At 67.6% G+C, this 17360-nt stretch carries 15 protein-coding genes; 10 read left to right on the top strand and 5 right to left on the bottom strand.

Translation table 11 applies throughout. From position 1 onward, the window contains the following. The first annotated feature begins 68 nt into the window (after nucleotides 1–68). A complete protein-coding gene (gene purD / locus RCP37_RS18705) occupies nucleotides 69–1337 on the top strand; it encodes a phosphoribosylamine--glycine ligase (RefSeq protein ID WP_308484474.1) in 1269 nt (422 codons plus the stop codon). A gap of 30 nt (nucleotides 1338–1367) precedes the next feature. Next, nucleotides 1368–1964, top strand: coding sequence for a hypothetical protein (locus RCP37_RS18700; RefSeq protein WP_308484473.1), 597 nt, complete (start codon nucleotides 1368–1370; stop codon nucleotides 1962–1964). 18 nt (nucleotides 1965–1982) lie between these two features. Here RCP37_RS18700 and RCP37_RS18695 read toward each other — a convergent pair whose 3' ends face one another. Continuing rightward, nucleotides 1983–3755, bottom strand: a complete 1773-nt coding sequence (locus RCP37_RS18695) for a hypothetical protein (RefSeq protein ID WP_308484472.1) — start codon at nucleotides 3753–3755, stop codon at nucleotides 1983–1985. Between the two features lie 260 nt (nucleotides 3756–4015). Further along, nucleotides 4016–4858: an alpha/beta hydrolase-fold protein gene (locus RCP37_RS18690; RefSeq protein WP_308484471.1), complete on the bottom strand. Its 843-nt coding sequence runs from the start codon at nucleotides 4856–4858 to the stop codon at nucleotides 4016–4018. A gap of 79 nt (nucleotides 4859–4937) precedes the next feature. Here RCP37_RS18690 and RCP37_RS18685 point away from each other — a divergent pair, with 79 nt between their 5' ends. The 3 genes from RCP37_RS18685 (at nucleotide 4938) to pntB (ending at nucleotide 8686) form a co-directional block, all read left to right on the top strand. Then, the gene (locus RCP37_RS18685; RefSeq protein WP_308487149.1) at nucleotides 4938–5567 is read left to right on the top strand and encodes a TetR/AcrR family transcriptional regulator; all 630 of its coding nucleotides are present in this window, start codon (nucleotides 4938–4940) and stop codon (nucleotides 5565–5567) included. Between the two features lie 138 nt (nucleotides 5568–5705). After that, nucleotides 5706–7229 (top strand): Re/Si-specific NAD(P)(+) transhydrogenase subunit alpha, encoded by a 1524-nt coding sequence (locus tag RCP37_RS18680; RefSeq protein WP_308487148.1) that lies wholly within the window; start codon nucleotides 5706–5708, stop codon nucleotides 7227–7229. A 35-nt stretch (nucleotides 7230–7264) separates the two neighbouring features. Then, the gene (pntB, locus tag RCP37_RS18675) at nucleotides 7265–8686 is read left to right on the top strand and encodes a Re/Si-specific NAD(P)(+) transhydrogenase subunit beta (RefSeq protein WP_308484470.1); all 1422 of its coding nucleotides are present in this window, start codon (nucleotides 7265–7267) and stop codon (nucleotides 8684–8686) included. Nucleotides 8687–8726: 40 nt separating this feature from the next. Here pntB and RCP37_RS18670 read toward each other — a convergent pair whose 3' ends face one another. Next, the gene (locus tag RCP37_RS18670) at nucleotides 8727–9398 is read right to left on the bottom strand and encodes a TetR/AcrR family transcriptional regulator (protein ID WP_308484469.1); all 672 of its coding nucleotides are present in this window, start codon (nucleotides 9396–9398) and stop codon (nucleotides 8727–8729) included. 78 nt (nucleotides 9399–9476) lie between these two features. Here RCP37_RS18670 and RCP37_RS18665 point away from each other — a divergent pair, with 78 nt between their 5' ends. Genes RCP37_RS18665 through RCP37_RS18655 form a run of 3 tightly spaced genes read left to right on the top strand, consistent with a single transcriptional unit; the run spans nucleotide 9477 to nucleotide 12712 of the window. After that, on the top strand, nucleotides 9477–10058 hold the full coding sequence (locus RCP37_RS18665; protein ID WP_308484468.1) for a hypothetical protein: 582 nt from the start codon (nucleotides 9477–9479) through the stop codon (nucleotides 10056–10058). Between the two features lie 6 nt (nucleotides 10059–10064). After that, entirely contained in the window at nucleotides 10065–11483 is a 1419-nt protein-coding gene (gene purB / locus RCP37_RS18660) for an adenylosuccinate lyase (RefSeq protein WP_308484467.1), read from the top strand. Nucleotides 11484–11488: 5 nt separating this feature from the next. Further along, on the top strand, nucleotides 11489–12712 hold the full coding sequence (locus RCP37_RS18655) for a cytochrome P450 (protein ID WP_308484466.1): 1224 nt from the start codon (nucleotides 11489–11491) through the stop codon (nucleotides 12710–12712). A gap of 42 nt (nucleotides 12713–12754) precedes the next feature. On the opposite strand, the gene RCP37_RS18650 is transcribed toward RCP37_RS18655, so the two are convergent. Both RCP37_RS18650 and RCP37_RS18645 read right to left on the bottom strand, forming a co-directional pair. Then, nucleotides 12755–13612, bottom strand: coding sequence for a PDDEXK-like endonuclease domain-containing protein (locus tag RCP37_RS18650; RefSeq protein WP_308484465.1), 858 nt, complete (start codon nucleotides 13610–13612; stop codon nucleotides 12755–12757). Between the two features lie 50 nt (nucleotides 13613–13662). Continuing rightward, nucleotides 13663–14298 carry a hypothetical protein gene (locus tag RCP37_RS18645; RefSeq protein WP_308484464.1) on the bottom strand — a complete coding sequence of 212 codons (636 nt, stop codon included), beginning with the start codon at nucleotides 14296–14298 and terminating at the stop codon, nucleotides 13663–13665. 40 nt (nucleotides 14299–14338) lie between these two features. Here RCP37_RS18645 and RCP37_RS18640 point away from each other — a divergent pair, with 40 nt between their 5' ends. Continuing rightward, nucleotides 14339–15235 (top strand): phosphoribosylaminoimidazolesuccinocarboxamide synthase, encoded by an 897-nt coding sequence (locus tag RCP37_RS18640; RefSeq protein ID WP_308484463.1) that lies wholly within the window; start codon nucleotides 14339–14341, stop codon nucleotides 15233–15235. Then, a complete protein-coding gene (locus RCP37_RS18635) occupies nucleotides 15232–17358 on the top strand; it encodes a S9 family peptidase (RefSeq protein WP_308484462.1) in 2127 nt (708 codons plus the stop codon). The genes RCP37_RS18640 and RCP37_RS18635 overlap by 4 nt, the downstream gene beginning before the upstream one ends. Nucleotides 17359–17360: the final 2 nt, after the last annotated feature.

The following is a 17360-nucleotide window of genomic DNA, read 5'->3' as shown; positions in this document are numbered from 1 at the left end:
CGCTATATATCCTTTGTCTCGGCCTCGCCGATGACGAAGCGAGGCGAACTCAGAGAGGAGTAGCGCCCATGCGCGTCCTGGTGATCGGTTCCGGCGCCCGGGAACATGCGTTACTCCTAGCCCTTCGCAATGACCCGAAGGTCGATCACCTGGTGATCGCCCCCGGCAACGCCGGTACTGCGGCGGTAGCCGAGCAACGAGACATCGACATCACCTCGGCGTCGGCGGTCACCGCCTTGGCCCGCGACGTCGAGGCCGACCTGGTGGTGATCGGGCCGGAGGTGCCGTTGGTCTTGGGTGTGGCAGATGCGGTGCGTGCCGCCGGGATCGCCTGCTTCGGACCGTCGCAGGACGCCGCCCGCATCGAAGGTTCCAAGGCGTTCGCGAAGGACGTGATGGCCGCCGCCGGCGTGCGCACCGCCCGCTCGGAGATCGTCGACAGCCCCGCTGACCTGGACGCCGCCCTGACCCGGTTCGGTCCGGATGCCGGGGACGCGGCCTGGGTGGTCAAGGACGACGGGCTAGCCGCAGGCAAGGGCGTCGTCGTCACGGCAGATCGGACTGCCGCCCGCGCCCACGCCGCCGGCCTGCTCGACAGCGGGCATCCGGTGCTGCTGGAGTCCTTCCTGGACGGCCCCGAGCTGTCCCTGTTCTGCATCGTCGACGGCGCCACCGTGGTGCCGCTGCTGCCGGCGCAGGACTTCAAACGGGTCGGTGACGGCGACAGCGGGCCCAACACCGGTGGCATGGGCGCCTACGCACCGTTGCCCTGGTTGTCCCGGGAGGCTGCGGCCGGCATCGTCGCCGACGTCGTCGAACCCGTCGCGGCCGAACTTCTCCGGCGCGGCAGCCGGTTCACCGGATTGCTGTATGCCGGTCTGGCGATGACGTCGACCGGGCCGTCGGTGGTCGAATTCAATTGCCGCTTCGGCGATCCGGAGACCCAGGCAGTGCTGGCGCTGCTGGAGTCGCCGCTCGGGCAATTGCTGCACGCCGCCGCCACCGGCGGGCTGAGCGAGTTCGGGGTGTTGCGCTGGCGGGATGCGGCCGCGGTGACCGTGGTGCTGGCCGCAGAGAACTACCCCGGCCGGCCCCGTGTCGGGGACGTGATTGTGGGCGCCGAGGCCGACGGGGTGCTGCACGCCGGTACCGCACGCCGTGACGATGGGGCAGTGGTGTCCTCCGGCGGGCGGGTGCTCTCGGTGGTGGGCGTCGGAGACGACCTGAATGCCGCGCGTGCCGACGCCTACCGGATCCTCGACTCAATTCGCTTGCCGGGAAGCCACTTCCGCAGCGACATCGGCGCGGCTGCCGCCGAGGGCAAGATCCAGATCTGACCGCAGGCGCCTACCGCTATCCTTGGTGCCATGGCTGACCAAACTGAACCGGAGACCACTGCATCCGAAGAACAGGATGCCCCGGCGAAAAGTGCCGGCACGGCGAAACGGCGGCCAGCGCCCACCCCGGCCCCGGCCCCGGCGCAGTCGAGCACCGGCCCCCTGCTGATCGCCGCGGCCATCGGACTGGTTGCCGGGCTCATCGGCGGTGCCGCCGTGTCCGCTTTGTGGCCGTCCGGTAGCTCGTCCTCGGGTGGTTCTGGCAAGTTCAGCAGCGAGCAGGTCAACGACGCCAAGAAGGACGTGTGCGGCGCGGTCGTGCTTGCTCGCCAAGCGGTGGCCAACAACATGCACATGAAGAACCCGGACCCGGAGAACCCCGTCGCCCAGCTCGCGGTGGCCGCCAACGCGCGGTTGTCGCTGACTGCGGGTGCGGCCTATCTGCGTGGCCGGCTCGAGGCGGACCCCGCGACGCCGCAAGACATCGTGGACTCCACCCAGAAGATGGCCGGTGCGCTGGAGCGTCTGAACCTCAGCTACCTTGTCGGGCAACCGAATACGGAGCGCGAGCAGCTGGGGCATGACCTCGACTCGCACATCACCACGCTGGGCAAGCTCTGCCAGTAACCCGGCTGGGGTTACCGATCAGAGCCCGAACAGGGCCAGTGGGTCCGTTGCGAACATGGCGCCTACGTCGTCGAGACCGGTGAAGGCGGCACCCGGGTCGAGCGGGTTGGCGGCGTTGAAGATGCCGAACAGCGAGCTCAGGTCGACGTTGCCGAACGGTGTCACCAGGGTGTCGGTGATGGTGCCGTCGTCGCCCGGCGTGGCGATGTAGATGTTCTGCCAACCGCCGCCGAAGTTCAGGACGTCATAGACGGTTCCTGCCGCGGGCAGCAGCGAGGCGTCCACCCCGTCGGCAGCCGCGATGCTCGCCACGGTGAACTCGGTGTTGGCCATCCCCAGCAGGTTCGACACATTCACGCCGGTGGTGATGGTCCCGAGGTCGGTGGGACTCGACCCGGAGTCGTCGTAGACGGTGAAGACCTGCGGGGCGAAGTCGATCGGCGTACCGCCACCAATGCCGACCGAGGCACCGCCGAGGCTAAGCAGCGGCCCGACGCCGAGCAGCGACGGCACGATGTTGAAACCCTCGTCCGAGCCGGTCAAGCCCAGAGTCGGGTCGAAGATGTAGCCGCCGAGGCTGAAGGCGTCATCGCCGAGGCTGCTGTCGCCGACCTGCAGCCCGGTGAAGGCGTCACCCGGGTCGAGCGGGTTGGCGGCATTGATGCCGCCGAACAGCGAGTCCAGGTTCATGTTGCCGAACGGCGTGACCAAGGTGTCGTGGACAGTGCCGGGGGTGACGGTGCCGTCGACGGTGACGTCCGGCGTCGCCGTGTACACATTCACCCAGCCACCGCCGAGGTTGAAGGCGTCGTAGACCGACCCCAGTACCGGTAGCTGCGAGGCGTCCACACCGTCGGTAGCGGTGACACCCTGGATGATCAACTGTGTGTTGGTCATTCCCAACAGATTCGCCACGTCCACCGCGGTTTGGACGCTGCCGAGCTCGCTGCCGCTGCTCCCGTAGACGTCGAAGTCCTGCGGAGCGAAGGCCTGCGGCTGGGTTTCGGGATACCCCAGGCTGAACACCAGCTGGCCGCCGCCGAGGTTCAACAACGGCGGCAGGCTTGCGAGGGAGTCGACCGGCGTGAAGCCCTCGGTCACCGTGCCGTCCTCCCCGGTGCTGAACGGGTTGAACGTGAATCCGCCGATGCTGAAGGCGTCGGCGCCGATACTGCTGTCGCCGGCCTGCAGCGGGGTGAACGCGTCACCCGGCTGCAGCGGGTTGGCGGCGTTCATGTCGGCGAACAGCGAGCTCAGGTCGGTGTTGCCGAACGGCGTCACCAGGGTGTCGGTGACGGTGCCGTTCGCGCCGGGGGTGGCGACGTAGACGTTGTAGAAGCCGTTGCCCAGGTTGAGTACGTCGTAGACCGTTCCCTTCGCGGGTAGCGCCGACGCCTCGACCCCATCGGCGGGGATGGTGTCGAGGACGGTGAACGCGGTGTTGGACATGCCCAGCAGGTTCGCGACGGTTTCGTTGGTGCTGATGCTGCCGAGCGATTCGGTGCCGTTGTACAAGTCGAAGGTTTGTGGGGCGAGGTCCAAGCTGGTGGGCCCAATGCTCACCGACCCGCCACCGAGGCCCAGCAGCGGGGGAGCCAGGCTGAGTGGACCGACCGGGTCGAAGCCTTTGGTGCCGGATGAGGTGATCGGGTCGAAAACGGTGCCGTCGATGGTGAAGGCGTTGTCGCCCGGGGCAGCGGTGCCCAGCGCGGCTTGCATGAGTGCGGCGGTGATCAGCCCACCGCCGGCGGTGGCAGCAACGGCGGCCGTCTGGATTCGTCGATTTGTCATCACAGGCCTTCCAATTGGGTCGGTTGGACTGGCATTTAATGGCACTCAGAATCAGTTGAGTTACTGGTGGGTACTTTTCGACGGTACCTTGCGTGTTCTTCGTCACACAAGGTTTTATATGGCTCAAATATCGGACGAATTCAACGATTTAGGAGACAATGCGGCCGAATTACGGGACATCAACCCAGATTCGCGGTAGCTCCAGCGCCGCGGTGGTTGCCTGGTTTTCGTGCCAGCGGTGTTCGGAGCCTGAAGAATGCTTAGGCGGTCAGCAGCGGGGCGATCCAGGTCAACTCAGCTGGCAGCTGAGAGCTCCAATAGGAGCCGTCGTGCCCGCCCGGGGAGAAGCCGCCCGCCGGCGGGTTGGGCAGCTGGGCGATGAAGGCCTGGGTCGCCGAATAGAACGGGTCGCCGTTTCCGCAGTCCACCCGAATCGGGATCGAGCCCAATGCCGGCATCCCGAAAACCGAGTTGGCCGAGAAGTCCGACGCGCCATCGAACGCCCCCGGCGCCGTCGCTCCGGGCGACAGCCACAGTGCGGGGCTGACCGCGCAGATCGCGGCGGTTCGGCGCGGGCCGAGCCGGCCCCCCAGCAGCAGGGCGCCGTAGCCGCCCATGGACCAGCCGATGAATCCCACCCGCGAGGTGTCCAGGCCCTGCTCGGCCAGCAGTGGCAACAACTCGTCGGTCACCATTGCCCCCGAGTCCTCCCCGGAGCTACGGCGATGCCAGTAGCTCCCGCCGCCGTCAACGGCGACCACCGCGAACGGAGGCAGTCCCGCGTCGACAGCTTCGGCCAGGCCCTGCTCGACGCCACCGGCCATCACTGTCGCGGCGTCACTTCCCTTGCCGTGCAACGCGATCAGCGGACGCAACGCCCCAGTCTGGCCGGGGGGCCGGGCGATTGCCCAGTTGGTGGTGATTCCTCCGCGCGCCGCCGAGGCGAACGAGCCCGTCGACATCGTGGGTGCGGCCTGCAGCGGGGCGGCCTGCGTGGATCGCGCACTCAGGAGTGAACTCGCCCCCAGCGCGCCCGCGGTGCCCAACATGGCCCCGGCGCGCAGTACCGCTCGTCGGCTCAACTCCGGCATGGCGGCCATCATGCCAGCGGGGTGCGGTTTGTCCGAAAAGGCGGAAACGCATGATGCAGCGCTACCTGGGCTGGCAGCATCTCTAGTCGTGATGACAGCAGTGACGCCCAAGGGCGAGCGGCGGCGGTATGCGCTGATCAGCGCCGCCGCCGAGCTGCTGCGTGAGGGTGGGTTCGATGCGGTGCGCCACCGCGCCGTGGCGCAGCGGGCCGGGCTGCCGCTGGCGTCGACGACCTACTACTTCTCGTCACTTGACGACCTCATCGCCCACGCGGTGGAACACATCGGGATGTTGGAGGTCGCGCAGTTGCGGGCTCGCATCACCGAGCTGTCCCGGCGCCGGCGCAGTGCCGAGACCACGGCGGACATCCTGGTGGAGCTGTTGGTGGGGTCGCAAGAGAATCCGGAGAGCGGTCCGCAAGTAACCGAGCAGCTCATCTCCCGCTATGAGCGCTACATCGTGTGCTCTCGCCACCCGGCGCTGCGTGACATTCAGCGCCGTATCCTGCACCAACGGTCCGATGCGGTCACCGAGGCCGTCGAACGTTCCGGGCGGATCACGCGGGTAGAGATGGCCTATTCCCTGGTCTGCATGGTCGACGGCGCGGTGATGGCGGCGCTCGTCGATGACCTGCAGGGCCCCCGGGCAGCCGCCCGGGCCGCGGTCGTCGACGTCATCGATATGCTCGCTCCACTGGACCAGCGCGCGGTGTCGGCCTGAGAAGCCCACACGGTATGCTGCCTCGATCCCTTTGTCGCTCCTTAGCTACTGGCGGGTAACGGAGGGTCCGGAGGCGCTTGGAAAAGCGCCGTAAGCGCCGGAAGACGGCGAAGAGACGCGAATGTGGAGAGCTACGTCATGAATATCGGTGTCCTATCCGAGGCGCAGCCCGGTGAGACGCGTGTGTCGGCGACGCCGACGACCGTCGCTGCACTGACCAAGCTCGGTTACGACGTCGTAGTGGATTCCGGTGCCGGCGAAGCATCGTCCTTTTCCGACGCGGCGTACACCGAGGCCGGCGCCACCATCGGCGAGGCACGCACCGCCGACATCGTCTTCGGTGTCAATGCCCCCTCGATCGAGCAGCTGGACGGGATGAAGCCGGGCGCGACGCTGGTCAGCCTGTTGGCCCCGGCCCTGAACCCGGATCGGGTGGAGGATCTGGCCCGCCGGCCCATCACCGCGCTGTCAATGGACGCGGTTCCCCGGATTTCGCGTGCGCAGTCGCTGGACGTACTGAGCTCGATGGCCAACATCGCCGGCTACCGCGCCGTGATCGAGGCGGCCCACGTCTTCGGCCGGTTCTTCACCGGCCAGGTGACCGCCGCAGGCAAGGTGCCGCCGGCCAAGGTGCTGGTCGTGGGCGCCGGGGTGGCGGGCTTGGCCGCGATCGGTGCCGCCGGCAGCCTGGGTGCAATCGTGCGGGCAACCGACCCGCGTCCCGAGGTGGCCGATCAGGTCCGCTCGCTCGGCGGGGAGTACCTGTCGATCGAATCGACTGAGACCGAGGTGTCGGCCACCGGCTACGCCAAGGAGATGAGCGACGACTACAAGGCCCGGGAGGCGCAGCTCTACGCCGACCAGGCCGCCGACGTCGACATCATCGTCACCACCGCACTCATCCCGGGTAAGCCCGCGCCGCGGATCATCACCGCCGACATGGTGGCGGCGATGAAGCCGGGCAGCGTGATCGTCGACATGGCCGCGGCCAACGGCGGCAACGTCGAGGGCACCGTCAAGGACCAGGCCGTCGTCACCGACAACGGGGTGACGATCATCGGCTACACCGACCTGGCCGGCCGGCTGCCCGCGCAGGCGTCGCAGCTCTACGGCACCAACCTGGTCAACCTGATGAAGTTGATGACACCCGGCAAGGACGGCCAGCTGGTGCTGGACTTCGACGACGTGGTGCAGCGGTCGATGACTGTGGTCCGCGACGGCGAGTCGACGTGGCCCCCGCCGCCGGTGCAGGTCTCGGCCGCCCCGGCCAAGGTTGCCGAAGCCCCGGTGGTCGCGAAGGCGAACAAGGAACCGATGTCGGCCGGACGCCGCCTGGGCGTGGTGGTCTCGGCCGCGGCCGTGTTGTTCGCACTGGTCGCGATGGCGCCGGCGGCGCTGCAGGTGCACCTGACGGTCTTCGCGTTGGCGATCGTGATCGGTTACTACGTGATCGGCCATGTGCACCACGCGCTGCACACGCCGCTGATGTCGGTGACCAATGCGATCTCGGGAATCATCGTGGTGGGCGCGCTGCTGCAGATCGGCCACGGCGACCCGGCCATCACGAGTTTGGCCGCTGCGGCGATCCTGCTGGCCAGCATCAACATCTTCGGTGGTTTTGCGGTGACCCGCCGCATGCTCGCCATGTTCTCCCGCAGCTAGGCGCTGCGCTCCCCGACTTGGAGTAGACCCCGCTTATGTTTTCAGTTGAGACCGCCGCCTCGGCGGCATACATCGTCGCGGCCTTGTTGTTCATCCTGGCCCTGGCCGGGCTGAGCAAGCACGAGACGTCCAAGGCCGGCAACAGCTTCGGCATCCTCGGGATGGCGGTGGCGCTGGCCGCGACGATCACCTTGGCGGTGCATCACGACATCAATCCGATCGGCTTGGCGTTGCTGATCGGGGCCACCGTGGTCGGTGCGGCAATCGGGCTGTGGCGCGCCAAGGTCGTCGAGATGACCGGCATGCCCGAGCTGATCGCGCTGCTGCACTCGTTCGTCGGCCTGGCTGCCGTGCTGGTCGGCTGGAACGGCTACCTGCACGTAGAAAACAGCCCGTGCAGCGCCGACGCTCGCGAACTGGCCGCCCAGGGGCTGTTCGGCATCCACTCGGCCGAGGTGTTCATCGGCGTGTTCATCGGTGCGGTGACCTTCACCGGCTCGATCGTGGCCAACCTCAAGCTCTCGGCGCGGATGAAGTCCAACCCGCTGATGCTGCCCGGCAAGAACTTCCTCAACATCGGTGCGCTGGTCGCGTTCGTCGCCTTGACGGTGTGGTTCGTGTACGAGCCCAAGCTGTGGCTGCTGATCGTGGTGACACTGCTGGCGCTGGCGCTGGGCTGGCACCTGGTGGCTTCCATCGGCGGCGGTGACATGCCGGTGGTCGTCTCGATGCTCAACAGCTACTCCGGCTGGGCGGCGGCCGCCTCAGGCTTCCTGCTCTCCAACGACCTGCTGATCATCACCGGCGCGCTGGTCGGCTCCTCGGGTGCCTACCTGTCCTACATCATGTGCAAGGCGATGAACCGCTCGTTCATCTCGGTGATCGCCGGTGGCTTCGGGATCGAAGCCGGCCCCGCCGAGGACAAGGACTACGGCGAGCACCGCGAGATCACCGCCGAAGGGGTCGCCGAGCTGCTGGGCGGCGCCGACTCGGTGATCATCACCCCGGGCTACGGCATGGCCGTCGCGCAAGCCCAGTACGGGGTCGCCGAACTGACCCGCAAGCTGCGCGACCGCGGCGTCAACGTGCGCTTCGGCATCCACCCGGTCGCCGGCCGACTGCCCGGCCACATGAACGTGCTGCTGGCCGAGGCCAAGGTGCCCTACGACATCGTGCTGGAGATGGACGAGATCAACGACGACTTCGGTGACACGTCGGTGGTCCTGGTGATCGGCGCCAACGACACCGTCAACCCGGCCGCCGCCGAAGACCCGTCCAGCCCGATCGCGGGCATGCCGGTGCTGACCGTGTGGGACGCCGACAACGTGATCGTCTTCAAGCGCTCCATGGCTTCTGGCTACGCGGGCGTGCAGAACCCGCTGTTCTTCCGGCAGAACTCCGCCATGTTGTTCGGTGACGCCAAGGACCGGGTCGAAGACATCCTGCACGCGCTGTAAGGGCGCGTCACCGGCGCGGCCAGTGTCGCGGCGCCCTTACTCAGGGCGTCTGCGGCCGGGCGAAACCCAAGCGTTTGGCTTCGCCGGCCGGCTGCGACGGCTCGCGACGCAGGCCGTTCAACAATGCGAACAGCACCGGCTCGATCTCGTTGACCGCCTGTGCGGGATCGTCGGCGGCGGCGATGATGGGCCCGGTCTTGCTGAGTAGGGCGTAGAGCAATTCGGCGGTGACGCCGACCGGTACGGCCACGATTTGGCCGGTCTCGATCAGCTCGCCGAGCACGCCGCGCAGCAACGGAAGTGCCAGTTCCTCGTCGACGGTCTGCTTGCGGTCCCAACCCAGTGCGCTGGCCGATTCCCGCAGCAACACCCGGGCGTCGTGATTGTGGACGTAGCAGCGCAGTACCGCGCTGATCGCCAACAGCGCCTGTTCCCACGGGCTGGCGCCGTCGGGCATGGATTCCAGGGCGCCCGGTAGTACGGCCTGCATGACGTCGGCCTGGCTGAGCCTGAACACCTCGGCGAAGATCGCCTGCTTGTCGCGAAAGTGGTGGTAGACGGCACCCTTGCTGGAGTGCGATGCCTGCGCGATCTCATCGACGGAGGTCGCTTCGAAGCCCTTGGCAACGAAAAGAATCCGGGCAGCGTCGAGCACCGCGGTCCGCGTGAGCCCAGCGTGCATGTCCCGCCGGGTCGGCCTCCCGTTCCCCATTGGCCAAAGCGTACTCACCGACCGGCAGTCTGTGTCAGACTACGAGCCTGTCCGTTTTTCTCGACATGTGGAGTCGTCATGTTGACCGTTGGCCGAGCCAACGAGAGTAATGCCGCGTTCGAGCATGGTGAGTTGCCGCCGGCAGCCCGGATCGCGGTCGAGGTTTTCCTGGAGTTCATGCGCAACAAGCGGGTCCGCCCCTACGACATCGCCACCCGCTGCCGCACCCGGTCCCTCACCCGCCACGTCTCCGTCGGGCCGCGGCGCGAGATAGTGCGCTCTTTCGACCTTGCGCCGCCCTTCTGGCCGCTCACCATCGACGCCTATGGCGGCCTGCCGGCCGGCTACGGCATCGACCGAAACGGCGCGTGCATTCGCTACACCCAGAATCCCTACCCGCTGACCAGCCGGGCTGACGACGTGACAGTGCAGCGGGTGCAGTTCGCGCAGGGATGTCAGAACGTGATGCGCCGGGCCACCCGAACCAACCCCGCCTTTATCTGCGAACCGGTGCCCCCGTGGCGTGCCGTCCAGGTCGTCGGGGACTACCTCATCGATGCGGCGATATCGCTGTCCGAAGGCCGAGGCCCGGTCATCGTGGAAGCCGTGCCCGCTGCCCAGGCCAGTCCGACTCCACCGGAGCGCACGACCGTAAGCTAGCTGCTCGTGAGCATTCCCAATGTGCTGGCCACCCGTTACGCCAGTACCGCCATGACAGACATCTGGTCGCCGCAGGCCAAGATCGTTGCCGAGCGTCGGCTGTGGCTGGCGGTGCTGCGCGCCCAGTCCGAGCTGGGCGTGCCGGTGCCCGCACGGGCGATCGCCGACTACGAGGCTGTCCTCGGTGACGTCGACCTGGCGTCGATCGCGGCCCGTGAGCGGGTGACCCGCCACGACGTCAAGGCCCGTATCGAGGAGTTCAACGCCCTCGCCGGTCACGAGCAAATTCACAAGGGCATGACCAGCCGGGACCTGACCGAAAACGTCGAGCAGTTGCAGATTCGCCAGTCCCTGCAACTGGTCCACGACCACGGGGTCGCGGTCGCCGCGCGCCTGGTCAGCCACGCGGCGGCCTACCGCGACCTGGTGATGGCCGGGCGCAGCCACAATGTCGCCGCGCAGGCCACCACGTTGGGTAAGCGGTTCGCCTCGGCTGCCGAGGAGACCCTGCTCGCGCTGCGCCGAGTGCGTGAGCTGATCGACCGCTACCCGCTGCGCGGCATCAAGGGCCCGATGGGCACCGCGCAGGACATGCTGGACCTGTTCGACGGCGACACCGCCAAACTCAGCGAGCTGGAACGTCGGGTCGCCGAATTCTTGGGGTTCTCGGCGGTGCTCACCAGCGTCGGGCAGGTCTATCCGCGCTCGCTGGACCATGACGTGGTCTCGGCGCTGGTGCAATTGGGTGCCGGCCCCTCCTCGCTGGCGCAGACCATCCGCCTGATGGCCGGCCACGAACTGGTCACCGAAGGATTCGCACCCGGCCAGGTGGGCTCGTCGGCGATGCCGCACAAGATGAACACCCGCAGCTGCGAGCGGGTCAACGGGCTGCAGGTGGTGTTGCGCGGCTATGCCTCGATGGCTGCCGAACTGGCTGGCGCGCAGTGGAACGAGGGCGACGTCTTCTGCTCGGTGGTGCGTCGCGTCGCACTGCCCGACGCCTTTTTCGCCGTCGACGGGCAGACCGAGACCTTCTTGACCGTGCTCGACGAATTCGGGGCCTACCCGGCGGTGATCACCCGCGAACTGGACCGCTACCTGCCCTTCCTGGCCACCACCAAGGTATTGATCGCCGCGGTGCGTGCCGGGGTGGGACGCGAAGCCGCCCACGAGGTGATCAAGGAACACGCGGTGGCCGTCGCGCTGGCGATGCGCGAGCGCGGTGCCGAACCCGACCTGCTGGACCGGCTGGCCGCCGACGACCGGCTGCCACTGGACCGGGCCGCGCTGGATGCGGCCGTCGCCGACCGCCAGGCATTCACCGGCGCGGCCGCCGACCAGGTCGACCGGGTGGCGGCCGAGGTGGCCGAACTCGTCGAGCGGTATCCGGCCGGGGCTGCCTACAGCCCGGGCGCGATCCTGTAGCTGTCATGGAGGTCCAGGAGCTCGCGAGCATCGACTTCACCGATCTGGACAACTTTGCCGACGGCTTCCCGCACGAGCTGTTCGCGCTGCATCGCCGGGTGGCGCCGGTGTACTGGCACGAACCCACCGCCCACACTCCGGACGGCGACGGCTTCTGGTCGGTGGCCACGCACGCCGAGACGCTGGAAGTGCTGCGCGACGCGCAGACCTATTCGTCGGTCACCGGCGGGGACCGGCCGTTCGGCGGCACCGTGCTGCAGGACCTCCCGATCGCCGGGCAGCTGCTGAACATGATGGACGACCCGCGGCACGCGCAGGTCCGTCGGCTGGTCAGCTCCGGACTGACTCCGCGGATGATCCGCCGCGTCGAGACCGATCTGCGGCGCCGGGCGCGGGCCTTGCTCGACGCCGTCGAGCCCGGGGTTCCCTTCGACTTCCTGGTCGACATCGCCGCCGAGGTTCCGATGCAGATGATCTGCATCCTGTTGGGTGTTCCCGAAGCCGACCGGCACTGGCTGTTCGAGGCGATTGAGCCCAGCTTCGACTTCCGCGGCTCACGCAAGGCAGTGGTGTCGCGACTGTCCATCGAGGACGCCGGCAACCGGGTCTACACCTTCGGACGGGAGTTGATCGCGGCCAAGCGCGCCGAGCCCGCCGACGACATGCTCTCGGTGGTGGCCAACTCGACCGACCCCGAGCTCAGCGATCTCGAGGTGTATCTGTTCTTCCAGTTGCTGTTCAGTGCCGGCGCCGAGACCACCCGCAACGCCATCGCCGGCGGGCTGCTGGCACTGTCTGCTTACCCCGACCAATACCGTTTGCTGCGTAGCGATTTCGATCTGCTGCCCACCGCCATCGAAGAGATCCTGCGCTGGACCTCGCCGGCTCCGTCGAAGCGGCGCACCGCCAGCCGGCGCGCTGTGCTGGGCGGGCAGACCATCGACGCCGGCCAGAAGGTGCTGGTGTGGGAGGGCTCGGCCAACCGCGACCCGGCGGTGTTCGAGCGGGCCGATCAGTTCGACATCACCCGTAAACCCAACCCACACATCGGGTTCGGCCACGGCGCCCACTTCTGCTTGGGGGCCCACTTGGCCCGACTGGAACTGCGGGTGCTCTACGAGGAGCTGCTGAGCCGGTTCGGCGAATTGGCGGTCGTGGAGCCGGTGGAGTGGACGCGCAGCAACCGGCACACCGGGATGCGGCACATGATGGTGGAACTGCGGCCCTAGATCCCCTGCGATTTCGGCGCGGTTTTACCCGCTCAGCGGGCACTATCGCGCCGAAATCGCCCACCGGATCTCGGTGATGACCCGATCCGGGGCAGTGACTAAGTCCAGCCAGGTGAACCGGAGCACGGTCCACCCCCGCAGCACGATCTGGTTCTGCCGCACCCGGTCACCTTCGAATTCATCCGGGCCGCTGTGATACGCCCAGCCGTCAACTTCGATCGCAACGGCGATTTCTGGAAAGGCAACGTCAATCTTGTAGCCGCCCAGTCGATAGTTCGCCACCCATCCAGTGACGCCGGCATCGCGCAACAGTTGGACCAGCATTCGCTCGGCCTGTGAACGCGCGCCGCTCTCTGCCGCCTGCAGCATCCGACGGGCCGCCGGGGAACCCTGCCGGCCCGCGTTTCGCAGCTGGGCCCGCCACAGGTGGGGTAGTTCGGTGTGGCGCTGCAGGGCGGTATCCATCACCTTGGGGCCCCCGCCACGACGGGCAGCGGCCTCGACCGTCGTCAGGGCGAGCCCGGTAACCAGCAGCCCCCTGCGCTCGACCACATCCGCGGGAAAGAGGTCTCGGCGCCTGAGCCGGGTGCCTCGATGAGCCCGCCCATGTGAATTGCGAGGAACGGTAACCTCGACCAGATTCGGTGCGGCGGTGGTCAGCTGGTGCCACCAGGCCGCCGCCAATCCGCTGGCGACGGCGTCAATTCCGTAGCTCCACACCGCTGCCCGGATGCGCGCGGCGGTGGTGAACGGACGATCGTCGGCAAAGTACACGCCGGGCCCGCAGCGCCGCCAGCGTCCAGATTGGAGTCGGCGGCCGATGGCGGAGCGGGAGAGGCCGCACTCCAAGGCCTGCGAGCGGGTGATCACACCGTCGTGACGCCGTAGATAGTTGTCCACATAGGTCGGACGTGGCCCGACCGGCCCGGGTTCCGTGCGATTTCCCCCGCTCAGCGAGCCGGACCGCGCCGAGATCGCCGGGCCACGCCCGCGGAGTGCAGTTCCAGGGCGGCCAGGCCGCCGATCACCGCGGGGTCTGCGTGGCGCCAGGCCCCGGCGGGGTCGGGACTGATCGCGGTCAGCTTCCCCAAAGGACGATTGGTCAGCGCGCGCAGCGCCAGAAGTTGCTGCCCGGCCATGGTGGCGTACAGCCCCAGCACCGCTCGTTTGCGCAAGAAGAACCGCAGTCGCAAGGCCAGCCACGGCATCGCCACCGCCAGAATCGGCGGGGCCGCGACCGCGAACGCGAGCAGGTAGGCCAGCCAGCCGGCCGTGGTGTTCAGATTGTGGCCGGCCCCGGCGATGTCGACGGCGGCATGGCCCGCCGCGGTGAGCGGCTTGCTCACGGCGTCGCCGACCAGCGGGATACGGTCCGCGCTCTTGCCTGCCGACGTCAAACTGTCGGCCACACCGTTGGCGCCGCGCTCGAACTGCTGCCCGACACCGGCGATGGTGGTGACCGCGCCATGGACGGCGAGCGCGACGAGTACCCACAAGAAGGTCCACGCCGCGACGACGAGGTCGCTGAACAGTTGGGCCAGTAGGCGGCCGGGGGAGGTGGCGTAGGGCAGCAACCGGGAGGTCATCATCCGATCCCAGCACAGTGCCTACCGCTAAGCTGGCCGAATGTCGCGACCCGCGCTCTCCGATTACCAGCACCTGGCCAGCGGCAAAGTCCGCGAACTCTACCGGATCGATGAGCAGCATCTGCTGTTCGTCGCTACCGACCGGATCTCGGCGTTCGACTACATCCTCGACAGCGAGATCCCGGACAAGGGCCGCATCCTGACCGCGATGAGTGTCTTCTTCTTCGACCTCGTCGATGCCCCCAATCACCTGGCCGGGCCGCCCGACGACCCGCGCATCCCCGACGAGGTGCTCGGCCGCGCGCTGGTGGTGCGCCAGCTGAAGATGATGCCGGTGGAGTGTGTGGCGCGCGGCTACCTGACCGGCTCGGGCCTGCTGGACTACCAGAGCAATGGTGCCGTCTGTGGCATCCCCTTGCCGCCCGGATTGGTGGAAGCCAGCAAGTTCCTCAACCCGCTGTTCACTCCGGCGACCAAGGCCGACATCGGTGAGCACGACGAGAACATCTCGTTCGCGCAGGTGATCGACCTGGTAGGGCCGGTACGCGCCGGCCAGCTGCGCGACCGCACCCTGGCGACCTATGTGCAGGCGGCCGACCACGCGCTGACCAAGGGAATCATCATCGCCGACACCAAGTTCGAGTTCGGCGTCGACGAACATGACAACCTGGTGCTGGCCGACGAGGTCTTCACTCCCGACTCGTCGCGGTACTGGCCGGCCGACCACTACCGGGCCGGGGTCGTGCAGGACAGCTTCGACAAGCAGTACGTCCGCAACTGGCTCACCGGCCCGGAATCCGGTTGGGACCGCTCTGGAGATCAGCCGCCCCCGGCGCTGCCGGACGACATCATCGCCGCGACTCGCGCCCGTTACATCGAGGCCTACGAACGCATTTCAGGTCTGTCCTTTGACGACTGGGTCGGCCCCGGAGCATGACCGACGTGTCACTGACCCCTCCAGGACCACCCTCAGCCAAGCGAGTAGACAGCACCCGCACTCATCACGGGGATGTCTTCGTCGACTCCTATGAGTGGCTGCGTGACAAGTCCGATCCCGCTGTCATCGCTCACTTGGAAGCCGAGAACGCCTACACCGACGCCGCCACGGCGCACCTGGAACCCTTGCGTCAGGCCATTTTCGACGAGATCAAGGCCCGCACCAAGGAGACCGACCTGTCGGTACCCGCGCGTCGCGGCGACTGGTGGTACTACGCGCGCACCTTCGAAGGAAAGCAGTACGGCGTCCACTGCCGTTGCCCGATCAACGGTCCCGATGACTGGGATCCACCGCAGCTCGACGAGACCACCGAGATCCCCAGCGAGCAGGTGCTGCTCGACCAGAACGCCGAGGCCGAAGGGCACGACTTCTTCGCGCTCGGTGCCGCCAGCGTCAGCCCGGACAGTCACATCCTGGCCTACTCCGTCGACGTCGTCGGCGACGAGCGGTACACCCTGCGGTTCAAGGATCTTCGCACCAGTGAGCTGCTTCCCGACGAGATCGCCGGGATCGGCGCCGGGGTGACCTGGGCGACCGACAATCAGACTGTCTACTACACGACCGTCGACGAGGCCTGGCGACCGGATACCGTGTGGCGCCACCGAATCGGGGTGTCGGCAGAGTCTTCCGAGCAGGTCTACCACGAGGCCGACGAACGATTCTGGTTGTCGGTGGGACGCACCCGCAGTGACGCCTACGTGTTGATCGCGGCCGGCTCGTCGATCACCACCGAGGTGCGCTACGCCGACGCGGCCGACTCGCACGCTGAGTTCACCGTGGTGCTGCCTCGCCGCGAAGGCGTCGAGTACGCCGTAGAGCACGCGATCATCGGCGGCCAGGACCAATTCCTGATGCTGCACAACGACGGTGCGGTCAACTTCACGTTGGTGCAAGTGCCGGTAGCCAAGGCGGGCGATCCGGCCGCGCAGCAAACCCTGATCGCCGGACGCGACGACGTGCGGCTCGACGGGGTGGATGCCTTCGCCCACCATCTGGTGGTCGGGTACCGCGCCGAGGGTCTGCCCCGCATCCAGCTGTGGCCGATCGGCCCCGACGGTGAACTCCAATCGCCGCAGGAGATCACCTTCGACACCGAGCTGACGTCGTCGGGTCTGGCCACCAACCCGAACTGGGACGCCCCGAAACTGCGGGTCGGTGCGACGTCGTTCATCACCCCGGTGCGGGTCTACGACATCGACCTTGCGACCGGTGAACGCACACTGCTGCGCGAACAACCGGTGCTGGGCGAATACCGCAGCACCGACTACGTCGAATACCGCGACTGGGCCTACGCCGAGGACGGCACCCGGATCCCGGTGTCGATCGTGCACCGGGCCGGTATCGAACTCCCGGCTCCCACACTGCTTTACGGCTACGGGGCCTACGAGGCGTGCGAAGACCCGCAGTTCTCGATCGCACGGTTGTCGCTGCTGGACCGGGGGATGGTGTTCGCCGTAGCCCACGTTCGCGGCGGCGGCGAGATGGGCCGGCTGTGGTACGAGCGCGGCAAGCTGCTGGAGAAGAAGAACAGCTTCACCGACTTCGTCGCCGTGGGACGTCACCTGATCGATGCGGGGGTCTGCCGACCCGGACATCTGGTGGCGATGGGCGGCAGCGCCGGCGGCCTGCTGATGGGGGCGGTGACGAACCTGGCGCCGGACCTGTTCGCCGGGGTGGTGGCGCAGGTGCCGTTCGTCGACCCGCTGACCACCATCTTGGACCCGTCGCTGCCGCTGACCGTCATCGAATGGGACGAGTGGGGAAACCCGTTGGACGACAAGGACGTCTACTTCTACATGAAGTCCTACTCGCCATACGAGAACATCGCCCGCCGGGAATACCCGCCGATCCTGGCGATGACCTCCCTGAACGACACCCGGGTGTACTACGTCGAGCCGGCGAAGTGGGTCGCGGCGCTGCGGCACACCAAGACCGACGCCAACCCGGTGTTGCTGAAAACCGAGATGAACGCCGGCCACGGCGGGATCTCCGGGCGCTACGAACGCTGGAAAGAGATCGCCTTCTCCTACGCCTGGCTGCTGGCGGTTGTCGGCTGCGGGTAACG

The sequence above is a fragment of the Mycolicibacter sp. MU0102 genome, assembly GCF_963378105.1.
Taxonomy (GTDB): Bacteria; Actinomycetota; Actinomycetes; order Mycobacteriales; family Mycobacteriaceae; genus Mycobacterium; species Mycobacterium holstebronense.
This window is presented reverse-complemented; position numbering and strand designations above follow the sequence as displayed.